Source organism: Rhodococcus sp. ZPP (assembly GCF_017656075.1).
Lineage (GTDB): Bacteria > Actinomycetota > Actinomycetes > Mycobacteriales > Mycobacteriaceae > Rhodococcus_F > Rhodococcus_F oxybenzonivorans.
The window spans coordinates 5392709-5410044 of the sequence record NZ_CP058638.1 but is presented as its reverse complement, the minus strand read 5'-3'; the positions used below and the strand labels follow the sequence as shown (position 1 = coordinate 5410044).

Sequence of the window (17336 nt, the reverse complement as noted above, 5' to 3'; positions counted from 1 at the left end):
ACATAACCGCCCACCGAGACCATTCATGATCGCCGAGGTCGCGTCGCCCGGGCCGGATCTCTGCGGGTCCTGAAAAGAAATGACTCGATGATGAGCCTATTGACCCATGTCAGACCCGTGGCTGGATCGGTGTCTGTGCGCTCGCGCCAGAGAAGGAGCCATGAGCACATTCGCACCGATATCGGTGAAGTTGCCCTCCTTCCGGGGACCGGCTGGGTCTTTCGCGTCAAGATGCGCGTTGAGTCCGCTTCACGACCAGGTGCGAGAGGCAACGGCGCCGCCAGATGTTCCCCTTCGGCACCAGGTCGATGCGCTAGTTCGCGCCGGGGTGGCCGCCGAGAACATCCACGTCGACCATGCGGGCGGAGCGAAAGCGTCATGCCCCCAGCTCGATCTGGCGCTGGCACGGCTACGCGAGGGCGACGTCCTGGTGATCACCCGGCTCGACCGGCTCGGACGATCGGTACTGCACCTGATCACCCTCGGCGCCGAACTCCGTGAGCGCGGCATCGGCCTGAAGGTGCTCGCTCAGCGCCTCTACGACGCAGGTGAGCACACCGTCGCCCAGATCGCGGGCATGCTGAAGGTACGAGACCATGAGAATCTGATAGGACACGTTCGACCGTGGATGCTGTGACTTTCCCTCCAGGTGAACCTTGATGGTACTTAGGTTAGGGTTACATGATATCTTTCACGTTCTTCCTCGTGCGCACCTGCTGATCGCTGTCGCTTCGATCGACGCTCGGGCGGAGTATTGATCCTGGACGAGCAGAGAGTTATGACGATCGTGAAGATTTCCGTGGGCCGAATCGGTCTCGTGGCCGTCACCGCAGTACTGGCCAGTGCGCTGGTCGCGTGTGGACAATCCGAGGCGGTCGACGACACCGGCGCCGCTGCGACCGGGGACGGTAGTACGAATTATCCGCTCGTCCTCGATAACTGCGGCAAGACAGTCACCGTCGACGCGCCGCCGCAGCGGGTGGTGTCGCTGGACCAGGGCTCGACCGAGATCATGCTGTCGCTCGGCCTCGCCGACCGGATGGTGGGTACCGCGTCGTGGACGGATCCGGTACGTGACAACCTCGCCGAAGCCAACGCATCGGTCCCCAGGCTGGCGGACAACGCACCGACGTACGAGGTCGTTCTCGACGCCGACCCCGACTTCGTCACCGCCTCGTTCGGCCGTCACTTCAAGCAGGGCGGTGTCGCGGAGCGCGCCCGGTTCGACGAGACCGGAGTTGAGTCGTACCTCTCGCCCACCGACTGTGAGAACGGGGTGAGTATCAACGGCGGCGGGAAGCGCACCACACCGCTGACCATGGACGCGCTCTACCAGGAAATTCGTGAGCTCGCAGCCGTATTCGATATGAACGAGCGGGGCGCGCGTCTGGTCGACGAACTGCAGGGCCGGGAGGCCGCGGCCATCGCCGGTATCGAGAAGTCGAACGTGTCGATGGCGTTCTGGTTCGCCGACACCAAGAGCCCCTACGCCGCGGGGGGTCTGGGCTCGGCGAACCTGCTCGCCACCACCGTCGGCGCCACGAACGTGTTCTCTGACCTCACCGACGATTGGGCGGCGGTCGGTTGGGAAACCGTTGTGGAACGAAACCCGGAGGTCCTCGTTCTCGGTGACCTGTTGCGCAACCGTTTCCCTGGAGACCTGCTGGCGGACAAGATCGCTTTCCTCGAATCCGATCCGGTAACCCGGAACCTCGACGCGGTGCGCAACCATCGGTACATCGCCCTGCACGGCGCGGAGATGAACCCGTCCATTCGTGCCGTGGACGGCCTCGAGAAGGTCGCCGCCGGCCTCCGCGACGTGAAGGCGCCCTCCTGACCACCACTCTCGGCCGCGCCGACGCCGCAGCCATCGGACCGGTTCGGCGGCACCGGTGGGTCGTCGGGTCGCTGATCGTGGGCGGCGGGATCCTCGCGCTCGCGCTGTCGATCCTGGTCGCCGTCACCTTGGGCCCGGCGGATGTTTCACTGGTCAACGTCCGCGACGTCCTGCTCAACCACCTCGGTCTCGCGGACATCCCGGTGCGGTTGTCGAAGAACGCGATCGTGTGGGAGGAACGTCTACCCCGCGCGTTAGTGGCCGCCGCCTGTGGCGCCGGTCTCGGTCTGTGCGGTGTGATCATGCAGTCGCTGCTCCGGAACCCGCTCGCGGACCCGTTCGTGCTGGGAATCTCGTCGGGTGCGTCGACCGGTGCCGTGATCGTGGGTGTGCTCGGGGTTGGTGGGGCCGCGCTCGGTTTGTCCGGCGGCGCATTCATCGGTTCGCTGGTCGCGTTCGGGTTGGTGCTGCTCCTTGCCCGCCTGTCCGGTGGCAACAATGACCGCATCATCCTGGCAGGAGTCGCGAGTACCCAACTGTTCTCCGCGCTCACGTCCTTCGTCATCTTCGCGTTCGCGGATTCCGACGAAACCCGAGGCGTGATGTTCTGGCTGCTCGGATCCCTCGAGGGCGTCCGCTGGGACGACGTCACGCTGTGCGCGGTGGTCGTCTTCCTCGGCACTGCCGTGTGCCTGCACTTCGCGTACGTCCTCGACGCCTTCTCGTTCGGTGACGATGTGGCGGCCTCCCTCGGCATCTCCGTCGCGAAGGTCCGTCTCCTACTGTTGGTGGTCACGGCGATCATCACCGCTACCCTGGTCAGCGTCGCCGGCGCGATTGGGTTCGTGGGGCTGGTACTCCCGCATGCGGCGCGGTTCCTGGTGGGACCGCGGCACAGCAGGCTGATCCCCGCGACGGCGTTGATGGGCGCCGTCTTCATGGTGTGGGTGGACGCCGTCTCCCGCGTCGCGTTCGCGCCCACCCCGTTGCCGGTGGGTGTCGGCACCGCCCTGGTCGGTGTTCCCGCGTTCATCGTGATCCTGTCCCGTCGGAGGAGAGCACAGTGACCCTGCACGCCGACACCGTCACCTGGAACCGCGGCGGCGCCCTGGTCGTCGACGGGGTCACGGTGACACCCGAACAGGGCGAGACCGTGGGACTGCTTGGTCCCAACGGGTCCGGAAAGTCTTCACTCCTGCGGCTGCTGAACGGTGTCGTCCGACCGACAGCAGGTGTCGTGACCCTCGACGGCAACGACCTCACGACCGTGCGGCGCAAGGACATTGCGCGCGCCGTGGCGGTCGTGAGCCAGCACGCCGACACCGACGTCGACATCACGGTCCGCGACGTCGTGCGCCTCGGACGCATCCCGCACCGCGGAACCTTCGGCGGCGACCCGGCCGCCGACGACGCCGCAGTCGCGGCCGCGCTGGAGCACACCGGCCTCACGTCGAAGGCGGACCGGCTCTGGCACAGACTGTCCGGCGGGGAGAAGCAGCGGGTGCAGATCGCCCGCGCCCTGGCCCAGGAGCCGCGCGAGCTACTGCTGGACGAGCCGACCAATCACCTCGACATCCATCACCAGCTGGAGTTGCTGGCACTCGTCACACGGCTGCCCGTTACCAGTGTGATCGCCCTGCACGACCTCAACCTCGCCGCCATGTTCTGTGACACGGTGATCGTGTTGAAGGAGGGGCGGGTCGTCGCCGGCGGAACGCCCACCGCGGTCTTGACGTCCGAGTTGATCGCCCAGGTGTACAACGTCCGGGCCGAGGTTCTCGTCGACGAGGCGAAGGGACGACTGTCCATTCTGTTCGATCCGGGGGCGATTCCCGTTCCCACGCACTGAGGACCTGGGGTGTTGTCATGCGGGTCGACGATCGGGGTGACGTGACCGCGGGTGCTGATGGACGGCGGACGCGCTGGCGGTGGTCGTTCTTCAACGACCTCCGTCGAGCGACGCCTACCGTCAGGCTGCTCGTCCTCACCCAGTTGACGTTCAACGTCGGCTTCTTCATGGTCTTGCCCTACCTGTCGGTGCACCTGACCAGCAACCTGGGTCTCGGTGCGGCACTGGTCGGCGTCGTACTCGGTGTTCGCACATTCTCACAGCAGGGACTGTTCTTCGTCGGCGGCACCCTCGCCGACAGGTTCGGTATCAAGCCCGTCGTCCTCGTCGGCTGTGTACTGCGCGTCCTGGGATTTTTCGGCTTGGCGGTTGTTGATTCTCTGACCGGAGTGCTGGTGGCGACGGTCCTGGTCGGCTTTGCGGCCGCATTGTTTTCTCCCGCAGTCGAGACCGCGGTCGCCATCGAGGCCGGCAAGAGCGAGCGTCGCGGTGGTCCGCGCCGGGTAGAGACATTCGCCCTTCTCTCGGTATGTAATCAAATTGGCTCTTTCACCGGTCCACTCGTCGGATCGGTGTTGCTGCTGGCCGATTTCCGTATCGCCTGTCTCGTCGCAGCGGTCATCTTCGTCGTCATCATCGCCGCGCACCTGAAATGGCTTCCGAACGAACGGGGTGAGCACCAAGACGAGCCATGGCACGGGGGATGGACAGACGTGGTGCACAACAAACTGTTTGTGCTGTTCGCGATCGCCATGAGCACCCAACTGGTCGCCTACAACCAGCTGTACCTCCTGCTCCCTCTCGAAGTCGAACGGGTATGGGGATCGCAAACGGTACTGGGCTGGTTCTTCGCACTTTCGGCGGTCTTCGTCGTGACGGCGCAGTTGCCGATCACCCGCAGGGTTCAGAAGCGTTCCCCTCGCGTCGTCTTGCCGATCGGGTTCGCAGTGATGGCGGTGTCGTTCCTCGTCCTCGCGGCAACGGCTCCGCTTCGACTGAGCGGTGTCATCGGTCTGATCCCCGTGGCGGTCTTCGTGCTGCTGCTGGCGCTCGGGCAGATGATCGCGATGCCGCAGGCACGCGATTTGGTGCCCCGCTTGGCTGCCGAGCGGAGACTGGGTGCCTATTTCGGATTCATGGCGTCACTCGGTGGCATCGGTGTACTCATCGGCTCGGCCGCGCTCGGGTCGTTGATCGACGCTGTCCCCGAGACCGGCTGGGGTGCAGGAATTCCGTGGCTGGCAGCGGCTGCGTTTCCCATTGCCAGCGGATTGTGTCTGCGGACCGTGCTGGCCAGATTGCAGTGAGCTCGATCCCGTCGTGTTCCCTCGACGGACAAAGCTGCTGGCGAGCTGTCAACGTCGCCTTCGAAGGCCGCCGGCGAGCCGTCGAGCTGGCGTGGTGATCGGCGACGAGTTCTACACCGCAGCACGCACGCACAAGCAGAACTTCGATGCCTCGAACGATTCGTTGATCCGGATGCTGCGGGAGATCGGCTCCGGGATCCGGGGCGCGGCACCGTGGTCGGTAATGGCGTGGGGAGGTGGCCACCGACATCAAAGTTCGGCGGCGCGGCAGGTGTTGCGGGAGAAGAGTCTCCGATACTTCGAGGGGGAACCCACGGCGCCGGTGTACATGTGGCACAGCACGCTCGATGGGCGCTGGTCTAGGTCGCTGCACACTGACCAAAGACCGTGGATCGTTCATGGTCGCTCGACAAGACTCAGCGGCGCGCGGTCGTGCAGTCGTTGGCGAGTGGGTGGCACGTGGGCTGGACCGAACCGTGGGGACGTCGAGAGCCTGACCGAGGTCGATCGACCGGGCCGAGTATCGGCGGCGAGCTCATGCCGCCGACCGGCGTCAGACCGCCGCAACTGCTTGACGTGCCGGCCGCCTGGTCCTGGGAATCGCATTTCTCCGATCACCGCAAGCTGCGCAACCTGCTCGACGAACGCTCAGATCGAGGACAGCCGAGTGGAAGAACCGAAAATACCCCTCCCCCAGTATTTTCACCCTCACCGATAACAGAGATTGTGTCAACTGAACTGCTCCGTATTGCATCAGATGCATCATCCCCGGGCCGTGTGGTCCGGCACCTGAGCAGCGGCACGCACGGGCGCTTCGCAGCACCGCTGCCGGGTCAATGCCGATTTCGCAACCACCCGGTGATCACACCTTGCCTGGGCCGAGAGCGCCTCGGCGGGGCGGCACGGGAATGTGGACGGATCCTCCACATATCGGTTGGGATCGTAGTGAGGTCGTCCATTACTCCTTTTCGCGTGGCGACGTAGCGTTTCCCTCGTCGTCGCTGATCATCCCCATGTGGGACGAGATCCTCACCGTCGACAGCGTCACCATGGCCGTCAACTACGGCCTCAACAAGGTCCGATTCACCAACCCCGTCCCCGCCGAGGGACGCGTCCGCCTGAACGCGACGCTGCAGTCCGTCGAGGAACTACCCAAGGGCGGTGTCCAGGTCACCATCGACGGGAAGATCGAACTCGAAGGCAGCGAGCGCCCCGCGGTAGTCGTCGAGGCCGTGTACCGCTTCTTCGAATGAGCCAAGTCACGAGTCCTTCGCGCTATGCAGGCGCGGGGGTTCGTGACGCCGGTGAAGTCGGGCGGGCCGGGGATCGTGTGGTGGCAGTCGTCCATACTGTTTCCGGTCTTGTGCCGTTGCTTCCCGACAGTCTCTACCGGTGCATCCGAACGAACCCGCGATGTGTCGAGGGGTTATGTCGCACAATCCTTCCCAGGAGACACGGCGGGGTGTGCGGCCCGACTCCGTTCCTTCCGAGGATGCCCTCCCCACCGACACCCGCACATCGATCTACCTTTCACGATCCGTCGGCGACCGTCCAGTCCCGCCAGCCGCACCATTTGTGGGTCCCGCTTCTGCCGCCGGATCGTGTCACGTTCGACTCCGAAAGCGATGCATCCCGAATGCCTGATCACTACATTGGTGGCCTCGGCTTCCTGCGTGCGCGGGGCCGTCTCGGCCAGCACTGGCCGTGGCCGCCGCTGCTCCCGGTGCGGTCGCGGGTCGGTGCGCCACGGCCGCACAATGAGCCGCTGGTGCCCGCGTGCGGCGCGACCGAACGGTAACGCCCTCCTATGTGAGTGGCGAAGCGTGCCCCGGCACGCTTCGCCGCTCACGTGTGGGTGAGGTGCCGGTCCTTCACCTTCCGGCCCACTGCCACGGACAGCAGCATCAGCAGTGCCGCCCCCACGAAGCAGGTGGCGTAGCCGAGGTGCGGGGCGAGGAGTGAGATGACGAACGGGACGGCGAAGCCGATGTAGATCAGGCAGTAGAACACCGCGACGGTCTGCGCGAGTTCGTCTGGCGGTGCCAGTTTTTCGACGGACGCGAGACCGGAACCGAGCAGGATGCCGTAGCAAGATCCGAGGAGGAACGCCGCGACGACGATCGCGGCGACGGACAGCGCACCGCCGGTGTATGCGACCACGGTCGCGGCGCCGAAGCCCAGCACACCGAGGGCGATGCCGACCCGGATCCCTGCGGCGGCGTCGTCCAACTGCGACCACCGTTTGGCCCACGGCTGGATCACCGCCCCGGTGATCAGGGTCAGCGCCGCGACGAGCCCGGTGAACGCCACCGACGTGGAGCGCAGCGACTCGGACACGAGCGGTGGAAGGGTCGCGAACGACACGGTCGCTACACCGAACACCCACGGCGCCCAGGGGGCGATGCCCCACCGGAACTGGGGTGTCGCCAGCACCGACAGAGGTTTGGCGGTGAGGTCGGTCGCCCGGACCCGCACGTCGGGCACCGCCCACACCAACGCCAGGGCACCGAGCATCAACGCGATGTGCACCAGGTACGGGAGCAGCTCGGGGGCGGGGAGCCACTGCGCGATCACTCCGGCGAACAGGGCCCCGCAGCCGAATCCCGCCGACAACGACACGGCGGCGCGGCGTGCACCCGCCCCGGCCGGGGCGGTGGAGCTGAGTTCCTTCATCCAGGCGGTGCCGGCGCCGAACGCCATGCCGGAAGCGAGTCCGGCCAGCACCCGGCCCAGATAGAGCAGGTCGGGGACGGCGGCGCCCGCGATGAGGACGAGGGAGGAGACGATGCCGACGGGAATCATCGGGCGGATCACCGCGCGCCGGCCGAGCCGGTCGGATACGCGCCCGAAGTACAGCAGGGCGGGTACCAGCCCGACGACGTACGACGCGAGCATCGCGGTGAACGAGCCGTTGCCGAGACCGAGATGTTCGCGGTAGACGAGCTGCATCGGGGCGAACTGGTTGGCACCCCAGCTGACCGCGAACAGCGCGGCGGCGAGGCGGACCCAGGGCGGAAACATCACCTGATCCTCCCAGAGCCCGTAGCGCGGCGAAGTATCAACTCTTCACAGCTCGGGCCGCGGATTCCTGTGCACACTGGCCGTGTGCGGCGGGTTCGGCGATGTCTAGCGTCGACCCCTGAGCACGAGCCGAGGAGGACATGTGTGGGGTAACGACGGCAGCTGGGTCGGCTCGGACGCGCAGACGATCGCACGCGCGGTGACGAACCGGGAGGTGTCCGCGAGTCAGGTGCTCGACGAGCACCTGGCGCACATCAAGGCCCGGAACCCGGAACTGAACGCCGTCGTCACCGTCGCCGAGGATCAGTCGATCCGGGCCGCCGACGACCTCGACATCCGGATCGGCCGAGGGGAGGACGTCGGTCCGCTGGCCGGGGTCCCGTTCACCGTGAAGGACCTGATCGCGACCGCGGGTGTCCGGACGACGGCGGGATCGCGCGCGCTCGAGCACAACGTGCCTTCTGTCGACGCGCCCGCGGTGGCCGCGATGAGGGCGGCCGGCGCGATTCTCGTCGGGAAGACGAACACCCCGGAGTTCGGGGCGAGCGGCCTGACGCACAACGATCTCTTCGGGTACACGGTGAATCCCCTCCGACCCGACGGTGTTCCCCGCTCACCCGGTGGGTCGAGCGGCGGCGAGGCGGCGGCGATCGCGTCCGGGATGAGTGTCGTCGGTCTCGGCACCGACTTCGGCGGCTCGGTCCGCTGGCCCGCCCACTGCACGGGTCTGCGGTCCGTGCGCCCGACGATCGGCCGGGTGGACTCCGACGGACAGTATCCAGGCGTCCCGTCGGGCGATCACCTGCTGACCAATCCGGCGACCATGCACGGCACGCTGCAGACGATCGGCCCGATGGCGCGGACACTGGACGACGCGGCGCTCGTGCTGCGGGTGCTCTCGTCGGCGCAGTACCGCTGGACGGACCCGGCTTCGGTGGACCTTCCGCGTCTCGACATCACGTGGGCGCCCGGCGACGGGACCGTCCCGGTGGACACGGAGATTGTCGCGGCCGTGGCCGGCGCCGCCGGACGGCTCGGCGCCCGCCCGTACGAGGGCGGGGCGCTGTCGGAGGGCAACGATCTGTTCGGCAGGTTGCGTGCGGTCGAAACCCACACCGACATCACCGAACTCGGTACCGACTTCGGAACGAACATCGCCACGATGTTGGCCGACGGGCGGGACGTGGACCGGCGCCTGGTCGAGCGACTGTGGGCGCAGCGAGCGGAACTCATCCACCGATTGCTCGGCGAGATGGGCGACGTGCTCGTCCTTCCCGTCGCCTCGATCCCGGCGCCGCCGCTCGGCGAAGAACTGTTCGCCGTCGCTGGGCAGTCGCTCACGTGGGCTCAGGCCCTGGCGAGCTGCCGCGCGATCAGTGTGACGGGTCTGCCGTCCGTCGTCGTTCCGGTGGGAAGCACCCGGTCCGGGTTACCGATCGGCGTGCAGGTCGTCGGTCGCCCGTGGTGCGAGCACGTGGCATTGGCCGTGGCCGCCCGGTTGTGAGGCGACCACGGCCGACGCGCGCGTCAGATCACCCGGTCTCGCCGCAGGCCCTCGATGTCTTCGTCGCTCAGCCCGAATTCACCGAGCACCTCGGCCGTGTCCTGGCCCAGCACCATCGGCGGCGCATTCCGGATGGGCAGGGTCTCGTCGTCCACCCAGAACGGACCCCGGACCAGCGGCACTTCCCCGCCGTCCGGTGTGCCCACCGGCTGCACCATTTTCAGCGCCTGCACCTGCCGGTCGGCGAAGGCCTGATCGATCGTGTGGACGGGACCGCACGGGATGCCCGCCGCGCGAATCGATGTGACCCATTCGGCGGCCGGCCGCACCGACAGCAGTTCGAGAAGTTCCTTGGTGAGCCGATCGCGGTGCGCGAGTCGTGACTGGCCGGTGCGGTATTCGGGCCGGTCGGCGAGGCCGGGGTCCCCGAGAACCTGGCACAGCGACACCCAGTGCCGGTCCGAGCCGGTCGCGATGATGATGGGGAAATCGGCCGTGTCGAACGTGCCGTACGGCGTGATGGTCGGGTGCGTGTTTCCGTTCGGCTCCGCGACGCGTCCGGTGCTCAGGTAGTTCTGCGCCTGGAACGACATGATGGACAGGGCCGATTCGAGCAGCGACGTCTGCACGTGATGACCGGCGCCGTCATTGCCCCGGGACACGAGCGCCGCCGTGATGCCCAGCGCCGCATAGATGCCGGACACAGTGTCGATGATCGGGACGCCGACGCGCATCGGCGTGTGGTCGCCGGCCCCGGTCACCGACATCAGACCCGACATGCCCTGCGCCACCTGATCGAGTCCGGGTGAGAACTGCTCGGGTCCGGTCGGGCCGAAACCGCTGACACTCATGACAATCACCCCGGGGTTGTCCTCGGCGAGCGACTCCTGGTCGAGTCCCATGTCGGCAAGGACGCCGGGACGGAAATTCTCCACGATGACGTCCACGTCGACGGCCATGCGGCGCAGCAGTTTCCGGCCCTGCTCGCTGCGCATGTCGAGCGTGACGGACCGTTTGCCGCGGTTGACGGAGGCGAAGTACAGGCTGTCGCTGCCGTCGAACGGCGGCCACTGCCGGGAACTGTCGCCACCGGAACGGGTCTCGACCTTGATGATGTCGGCGCCGAAATCCGACAGCAGTGCCGTGCACAGCGGACCGGCGAGGGCCCGCGTGAGGTCGAGGACCCGGATCCCGCTGAGCAACTGATTCATGGTGGATCCTCGGTTCTCTGTGTAAGGAAGGGTGACCGTCCGAGAATTGCGGACCCGCCGATCGATAGCGATGGCGAGAATGCACAAGCGGCCGCTGGGGATTTCGGCGCATTGTGTGCCGCGACGGCCGGTCGCCGCCGGTTAGCGTGAGGGTCCCGACGAAGCACCCGAGGAGTACGAGACGATGCGCGACATCCTGACGGGCCTGCAAGCGTGGTTCGATCGTGGCGAGAGCTTCGTCCTCGCCACGGTGGTACGCACCTGGAAGTCGTCTCCACGGGCACCGGGCGCAGCGATGGCCGTGTCGGAATCCGGTGAGGTGCTCGGAAGTGTGTCCGGTGGGTGCGTCGAGAGCGCCCTGTACGAGACGGCGCGGGACGTGCTGTCCGACGGACGGAGCCGGACCGAAGTGTTCTGTGTGGCGGACGACGACGCGATCGGTGTCGGTCTGACGTGCGGCGGCACCATCGAGGTGTTCGTTCAGCGTATCGGGCACAACGACTTCCCGGACTTCGCGAACGTGGCGCGCAGGATCCGCGGCGGTGAGTCGATCGCCGACGTGACGGAGACCGGCGACGGATCACGGACCCGGCGCTGTGTGATCACCGGGGACGGGGTCGCGGGCGACCTCGACCTGCCCGAGACCGATGTCGAGAATGTCCGCCGCCGTCTCGACGCCGGCGAGTCGCTGGTGTATCAGCTGCAGTCCGAGACGGCGTGCATGGTCGAGATCTTCGCGCCCCCACCGCGGATGTACATCTTCGGGGCCATCGACTTCGCGGCGGCCATGTGCACGCTGGGCGCGTTCGCCGGCTACCACGTCACGGTGATCGACGCCCGCGCAGTGTTCGCGACCCGCGCCCGATTCCCGGACGCCGACGACGTCGTCGTGATGTGGCCGCACCGGTTCCTCGAGACCGCGCCGGTCGACCACCGGACGGTCCTCGCGGTGCTCACCCACGACGAGAAATTCGACATCCCACTGCTGGAGCTGGCCCTGCGATCGGACGCCGCGTACATCGGCGCGATGGGCAGCCGGGCCACGCACGAGCGCCGGGTCGCGCTGCTGCGGGAACGGGGGACGACCGCGGCGGAGCTGGCGCGGCTGCATTCCCCGATCGGCCTCGACCTGGGCGCCCGCACTCCCGAGGAGACCGCGGTGTCAATCCTCGCCGAGATGATGAAGACGACCCGGGGCACCACCGGGCTCGAGCTCCAACAGCTGAGCGGTCCGATTCACCGTGATGTCGAAGTCCAGGAGTGCGTAGCCGGCGGGCCACCAGTCGCATCAGGGCGTGGGTAATCGGACGCAGTTTCGGGTAACCGGATGTGGAGCGACGACGCGGGACGTCAAGGCGGTGGAAGGGGCGTCTCCGGCGCCGGTGTGGAACCCCTCAGCGGCGGCACCCCATTCCTTTCACCCGACATAGAGGCCTCATGAACATCATCACCGCACTTCCCCTGGCCATACTGCGCGCGCAGTACACGATCGTGCGCTACCCCCTTCACCTGATCGACGACCAGGTCATCGCACACCTGGCACCCGGAGCACCGGCCCGACGGCTGTACCGGGGCGGCCTCGGCCTGCTCGATTGCGCCGTCGGCACCGTTCTGGGTCACCAGGACCGTGCCCATCGTGGTGCCGACGCCCCACCCAGCATCACCCTGGTCACCGGCACCGCGTCCGACACGGATGACGATCCCAGCGCCTCGGATATCGCTGCCGCCGAGGTCGAGACCGCCTCTCGATCCGCGGCCGTCGAGAACGCCGAGCTGAACGAGAAGGCGGCCCACCAACTCGACACCGATTCGCTCGCCGAGCACTTCGACGACATCGAGGTCCCGCGCCGGCACGAGCACTCCCCGACTACCGACACCGCCGACGCGGCGACCACCACCGTCATAACCCAGCTTGCGGACGCCGCGAGCACCGAACCCGACACGACACTGACCGGTGAGCTGGCCGACCGCGTAGCCGAACTCGCCCGCGCCGACACCCCACCACCGGGCACCCGGACAACCCCGACCGGCAAACGCCACTAATCTGCGGAGATCACGCGGTCACGCCAACTCGGCTGCCCAATCGGCGAAGCTCTGCCACCCCACCTCGGGGTAGAGCCGGCGCAGTTCGCCGATGTTCGCGTCGTACCCGGTGTCGGTAAGGAAGCGGAACATCGCGCGCATGTCCGGCGATGCGATGGCGTCCGCGTCGGACGCATGGGCATGAACCGGCGTGCCCAGTACCTCGCTGAGCACCTCGGCCATCCGACGTGGCGTCGGATCGTCCGACGCCAGGTCGATTCGTGTCCGGGCAAAGCGGTCCGGATCGTCGAACACGAGGGCGACGAACCGACCGAGGTCCCGGCGCGACAACTGCTGCAGCGGGGTGTCGACCGGCAGAGGCAGATCGAGCCGGCCTCGGCGGATGCCGTCGAGGCCACCGAGCAGGTTGTCATAGAAATAGGTCGGCCCGACGATCGTGTACGAGACCGAGGAGTCTCGCAGCAACGACTCGGTCGCAGCCTTCGTGTCGAAATGTGGGACCTCGGTGCTCTTGTCCGCGTCGGCCACCGAAGAAAACACCACGTGGGGAACACCGGAGTCAGTGAACGCGCCGACAAGCGCTGCACCCTGAGCGATCTCCGCCTCCGGGCCGTCCTCGAAAGGCGTTGTCATGGCGAACACGCCCGCGCACCCCTCGACGGCAGACGCGATCGCCGCCTGATCGGTGATATCAGCCACGGCAATGTCGACGCCTCGCAGGCGCAACGCGTCTGAGCGCGAAGAGCTTCGACGGACAAGCGCTCGCACCTCGCGTCCTCGTTCGAGGAGCGCGTCGACGACGGCGCCTCCTTGACCACCCGTTGCTCCGACGACTGCGTACGGCTCATTCATGGGCACAAGACCTCTCCTTCTCGACCGCGCCAGCCTACTCGCAGGCTCCGGCCGGTCACCGCGACGATGGTTGTGATCCGGTCCAGCGGGAAAGCACGCGACCTGCCTGGCTGTGCGGTAGGCGCGCGCCAAATGCCGATCCACGAGTTGCCCTCCGTGTACATAGGTTTCGTGCGCATCTGCGAGGGGTGTACTTGTCGAAATTGCGCACACGGGCCACGTTCTTGCCGGCAGCGATCAGGGTCGAAGTCGACGGCGACGAGTGTGCCGTGTGACCGTCGTTTGACGGGTATTCGGTTTCGACTTAAGGTCACACTTTCGCGCCATCCGGGGCGAGTGTCGTATCAGGTGGGCAGGGTGTTGCAGTGACGACGAGGGATGTCGGTGGTTCTGCTCCCGGGTTCCGCGCAGCCGCCGACACCGGCGACGGGCCTGGTCCTGGCGTTGCGCCGCAACCGTTCGCCGAGGTGCTGATGTCGGATCTCCTCGTCTCCCCGACCCTGGTCGCCGGCGCGACCGGCACCTCGCGTGAGGTGTCGAACGTCGCCGTGATGGCGGTGCCGGACATCGGACCGTGGCTCCGGACCGGACAGTTGCTGCTCACCACGTCGGCGGTTCTCGGCCGGCTGGTCGAGCCGATCGACGCGTTTCTTGCCCGGCTCGACAGGCGGGGCGTCTCCGGGCTCGCCGTCCGTCTCGACGACCCCGCCGCGGCGCTGCCGGCCGAGATGTCCTATGCTGCCGACGAACTCGGGCTTCCCGTCGTCGTGGTCGCGGACCTGTACTCGCAGGCACACCCGCTGGCGGGTGCGCTCGCGGAGTTGTCGGCCCGGCAGGTCGACGCCGTGTTCGAGGCCGACCGGTTGCGGAGAGTACTCGTGGACGTCGTGATGGCAGGCGGTGGATTCACCGAACTCGCCGTCTCCGTCCACGGTGAACTGGGCGGGGCCGTGCTGATCACGACACCCGACGGACGTCAGTTGTGCCGGGCCGGCGACGAGTCCGAGCTGAACCGGCTGGCGTCGAGTGCCGCGCTCGACTCCACCGGCCGGGTCCGCACCGATTCGACCGAGGGCGGGCTCGGCCTGCACCGGCTGGGCGACGAGTTCCTCGCCGTCTCAGCGATTTCGGCCAACGGCATCGACCACGGGCGGCTGGTGCACTTCAGCACCGGGCACCCGCTGCGCAGCGAAGACATGTATCTCGTCGAGCAGGCGGCGGCGGTGTGCGCTCTGGTCGTCGCCCGCGAACTCGTCGTGTCCTCGGTGGAGGAGAAGCACCGCGCGAACTTCGTGCGGGACCTGCTGCTCGGCCGCGGCGGCGAACACGAGCACGTCGCCGCGCATGCCAAGACGTTCGGCTGGGACCTGGACCGTCCCGTGGTCGTCGTGGTGATCGAACCCGATCCGGTCGGCGAGGACGAGCCGTCGATGCCCACCCGGATGCCGCTCGTCGAGCGGCAGGCGCGGGCATTCACGAGTGCCGTCGCGGGCCGGGACACGGGCGCCGCCGTCACCGCACTGGCGACGGAGACGGTGATCCTGATGGGTGTCGGCACCGACACGCTGAATCTGGTCAACGAACTGGTCGCGTACGTGCGCGGCGACGGCGGCGGCGGGCGCATGCCCTTCGGGGTGGGGGTGTCCCGGCCGACGGACTCGGTGGACGGCATCCCGGCCCTCTACGGTCAGGCCCGGACCGCACTGAAGGTGGGACGGCAGATCACCGGCGCCTGGGCCGTGACGCATTTCGACGACCTCGGCGTCTACCGGCTGCTGAGCCTCGTCGAGGACGACCGGGAGCTCGAGTCGTTCGCCTCCGAAACCCTCCGCGAACTGACCGCCGACACACCCGAGGCGCAGGACATGCGCCGCACCCTCGAGGTGTTGCTCGCCACCAACATCAACATCGCCGAAACCGCACGTCAACTCCACTTTCACTACAACACCCTGCGGTACCGGGTGGTGAAGCTGGAGAAGATGCTGGGGTCGTTCACCGATCACCCCGAATTGCGCCTCGACCTGTCGCTCGCCCTCAAGATCATGGCGATGCGCGGCATCAATTCCTAAAGTTGCCAATTTCGCCGGACACGCACTGGCAGATTCTTCTCACGCCGGGTGGCTGACGCTGTAATAACGTTTCCCTCCTATCGAGGTGCAACTGTGACATGCGGCACATCATCGAAGCTGGCCGCCCGGCACCCCTGCACCGCCACCTGTCTGAAAGGTCCCCCTATGCCTATCTGGACACTGCACGGAGATGGCAAGACCATCGCGCCCGGGGAGGTCGTCGCCCCGAGCGAACGGCTCAGCTGGGGTCGCACGATCGGGCTCGGCGGGCAGCACGTGGTCTCGATGTTCGGGGCCACGTTCGTCTTCCCGATCATCATGGGTCTCAATCCGCAACTGGCCGTGATGTTGTCGGGTTTCTGCACCCTCTTCTTCCTGCTGGTCGTCAAGGGCCGGATTCCCAGCTACCTGGGGACGTCGGCCGCGTTCGTCGGCGGCATCGCCGCCATCCGCGCCCAGGGCGGCACCTCCGCGCAGGTGACCGGGGCGATCCTGGTGTCGGGTCTCGTGCTCGCCGGGATCGGCGTGCTGATCCACTTCCTCGGCGGCGGGGTGGTGTTCAAGATCCTGCCGCCCGTGGTCACCGGTGCCGTCGTCATGCTGATCGGGTTCAACCTGGCCCCGGTCGTGGCCGGAACGTACTGGCCGCAGGACCAGTGGGTCGCGCTGACGGTGATGGTCGTGCTGGTGGTGGCGAGCGTCGCGCTCCGCGGATTCCTCGGGCGGGTCGCCATCTTCCTGACGCTGCTCTTCGGATACGTGCTGTCGTGGGTGCTGGACCTGACGACCGGCATGATCACGTCGTACGACCCGGTGGCCGGCGGGGTCACCGAGCACTTCCGCGTCAACTGGGACGGCGTCTCCTCGGCGTCGTGGATCGGGCTGCCGCCGTTCTCCGACGAGGCCAACGGCATCGTGGGTATCCACGCGCCGTCGTTCAGTCTCACGTTCATCGTCCTCGTGCTGCCCGGTGTGATCGCCCTGATCGCCGAGAACGCCGGACACGTCAAGGCGGTCGCCGAGATCACCAAGACCGACCTCGACCCGATGATGGGACGCGCCCTGATCGGCGACGGCCTGGCCACCACGATCGCGACCAGCGTCGGCGGATCGCCCACGACGACGTACGCCGAGAACATCGGCGTCATGGCCGCGACGAAGGTGTATTCGACCGCCGCGTACGCCGCGGCAGGCGTCATCGCGATGCTGCTGGGCTTCTCCCCCAAGTTCGGTGCCGTCATCTCCGCGACCCCCGGCGGGGTGCTCGGCGGAATCACGGTGGTGCTCTACGGGATCATCGGCCTGCTCGGTGCGAAGATCTGGAAGGAGAACGGCGTCGACTTCGGCAACCCGCTCAACCTGATGCCCATCGCCGCCGGCCTGATCATCGCGATCGGTGACACCGAGCTGACGTTCACGGACAGTTTCTCCCTCAGCGGCATCGCGCTCGGCACGATCGTGGTGATCGGCATGTACCACCTGTGCCGCGCCATCGCCCCGAAGGACGCCGGCGACGCGGGGGCCGGCGACCGCACCCCGAAGCCGACCGCGGACGACGGAACCGTGCCTGGCCGGGTAGGCCAACTCACGTGATCTGCCAGCGACAGCACGTGAGTTTTGTCACTAGTTCACGAAACGTCGAG

The 17336-nt window shown here is 67.1% G+C and carries 13 protein-coding genes and 1 pseudogene; 11 read left to right on the top strand and 3 right to left on the bottom strand.

Features of this window, described 5'->3' with window-relative positions:
• Positions 1 to 238: 238 nt before the first annotated feature.
• The 6 genes and pseudogenes from HYG77_RS40725 to couM form a co-directional block, all read left to right on the top strand.
• Complete coding sequence (locus HYG77_RS40725; protein WP_280123278.1) at positions 239 to 637, top strand: recombinase family protein; 399 nt, start codon at positions 239 to 241, stop codon at positions 635 to 637.
• 141 nt (positions 638 to 778) lie between these two features.
• A complete protein-coding gene (locus HYG77_RS24960; protein WP_208960964.1) occupies positions 779 to 1837 on the top strand; it encodes an ABC transporter substrate-binding protein in 1059 nt (352 codons plus the stop codon).
• A gap of 77 nt (positions 1838 to 1914) precedes the next feature.
• Positions 1915 to 2904 (top strand): iron chelate uptake ABC transporter family permease subunit, encoded by a 990-nt coding sequence (locus tag HYG77_RS24955; RefSeq protein WP_244373107.1) that lies wholly within the window; start codon positions 1915 to 1917, stop codon positions 2902 to 2904.
• Positions 2901 to 3686, top strand: a complete 786-nt coding sequence (locus HYG77_RS24950; RefSeq protein ID WP_208960963.1) for an ABC transporter ATP-binding protein — start codon at positions 2901 to 2903, stop codon at positions 3684 to 3686. The genes HYG77_RS24955 and HYG77_RS24950 overlap by 4 nt, the downstream gene beginning before the upstream one ends.
• Positions 3687 to 3703: 17 nt before the next feature.
• Positions 3704 to 4993: an MFS transporter gene (locus tag HYG77_RS24945; protein ID WP_208960962.1), complete on the top strand. Its 1290-nt coding sequence runs from the start codon at positions 3704 to 3706 to the stop codon at positions 4991 to 4993.
• Positions 4994 to 5991: 998 nt separating this feature from the next.
• A pseudogene (couM, locus tag HYG77_RS24940) lies at positions 5992 to 6246 on the top strand (p-hydroxycinnamoyl-CoA hydratase); the annotation flags it as partial.
• A 592-nt stretch (positions 6247 to 6838) separates the two neighbouring features.
• Here couM and HYG77_RS24935 read toward each other — a convergent pair.
• Positions 6839 to 8014, bottom strand: coding sequence for an MFS transporter (locus HYG77_RS24935; protein WP_208960961.1), 1176 nt, complete (start codon positions 8012 to 8014; stop codon positions 6839 to 6841).
• A 142-nt stretch (positions 8015 to 8156) separates the two neighbouring features.
• Here HYG77_RS24935 and HYG77_RS24930 point away from each other — a divergent pair, with 142 nt between their 5' ends.
• Positions 8157 to 9518, top strand: coding sequence for an amidase (locus tag HYG77_RS24930; RefSeq protein ID WP_208960960.1), 1362 nt, complete (start codon positions 8157 to 8159; stop codon positions 9516 to 9518).
• Between the two features lie 23 nt (positions 9519 to 9541).
• Here HYG77_RS24930 and HYG77_RS24925 read toward each other — a convergent pair whose 3' ends face one another.
• Complete coding sequence (locus HYG77_RS24925) at positions 9542 to 10729, bottom strand: CoA transferase (RefSeq protein ID WP_208960959.1); 1188 nt, start codon at positions 10727 to 10729, stop codon at positions 9542 to 9544.
• A 184-nt stretch (positions 10730 to 10913) separates the two neighbouring features.
• On the opposite strand from HYG77_RS24925, the gene HYG77_RS24920 reads away from it, so the two are divergent.
• Together HYG77_RS24920 and HYG77_RS24915 are read left to right on the top strand one after the other, a co-directional pair.
• The gene (locus tag HYG77_RS24920) at positions 10914 to 12032 is read left to right on the top strand and encodes an XdhC family protein (RefSeq protein WP_208960958.1); all 1119 of its coding nucleotides are present in this window, start codon (positions 10914 to 10916) and stop codon (positions 12030 to 12032) included.
• A 134-nt stretch (positions 12033 to 12166) separates the two neighbouring features.
• Positions 12167 to 12772, top strand: a complete 606-nt coding sequence (locus tag HYG77_RS24915; RefSeq protein ID WP_109332095.1) for a hypothetical protein — start codon at positions 12167 to 12169, stop codon at positions 12770 to 12772.
• A gap of 18 nt (positions 12773 to 12790) precedes the next feature.
• On the opposite strand, the gene HYG77_RS24910 is transcribed toward HYG77_RS24915, so the two are convergent.
• Positions 12791 to 13624 carry an NmrA/HSCARG family protein gene (locus HYG77_RS24910; protein ID WP_208960957.1) on the bottom strand — a complete coding sequence of 278 codons (834 nt, stop codon included), beginning with the start codon at positions 13622 to 13624 and terminating at the stop codon, positions 12791 to 12793.
• A 365-nt stretch (positions 13625 to 13989) separates the two neighbouring features.
• Here HYG77_RS24910 and HYG77_RS24905 point away from each other — a divergent pair, with 365 nt between their 5' ends.
• Together HYG77_RS24905 and HYG77_RS24900 are read left to right on the top strand one after the other, a co-directional pair.
• The gene (locus HYG77_RS24905; protein ID WP_208960956.1) at positions 13990 to 15693 is read left to right on the top strand and encodes a PucR family transcriptional regulator; all 1704 of its coding nucleotides are present in this window, start codon (positions 13990 to 13992) and stop codon (positions 15691 to 15693) included.
• Between the two features lie 165 nt (positions 15694 to 15858).
• Entirely contained in the window at positions 15859 to 17286 is a 1428-nt protein-coding gene (locus HYG77_RS24900; protein WP_208960955.1) for a solute carrier family 23 protein, read from the top strand.
• Positions 17287 to 17336: the final 50 nt, after the last annotated feature.

Bases quoted from the DNA above. Each gene is read 5' to 3' on its own strand.
- HYG77_RS24920 (WP_208960958.1), top strand. From the start codon at position 10,914: ATGCGCGACATCCTGACGGGCCTGCAAGCGTGGTTCGATCGTGGCGAG.
- HYG77_RS24935 (WP_208960961.1), bottom strand. From the start codon at position 8,014: ATGTTTCCGCCCTGGGTCCGCCTCGCCGCCGCGCTGTTCGCGGTCAGC.
- HYG77_RS24945 (WP_208960962.1), top strand. From the start codon at position 3,704: ATGCGGGTCGACGATCGGGGTGACGTGACCGCGGGTGCTGATGGACGG.
- HYG77_RS24925 (WP_208960959.1), bottom strand. From the start codon at position 10,729: ATGAATCAGTTGCTCAGCGGGATCCGGGTCCTCGACCTCACGCGGGCC.
- HYG77_RS24960 (WP_208960964.1), top strand. From the start codon at position 779: ATGACGATCGTGAAGATTTCCGTGGGCCGAATCGGTCTCGTGGCCGTC.
- HYG77_RS24910 (WP_208960957.1), bottom strand. From the start codon at position 13,624: ATGAATGAGCCGTACGCAGTCGTCGGAGCAACGGGTGGTCAAGGAGGC.
- HYG77_RS24915 (WP_109332095.1), top strand. From the start codon at position 12,167: ATGAACATCATCACCGCACTTCCCCTGGCCATACTGCGCGCGCAGTAC.
- HYG77_RS24900 (WP_208960955.1), top strand. From the start codon at position 15,859: ATGCCTATCTGGACACTGCACGGAGATGGCAAGACCATCGCGCCCGGG.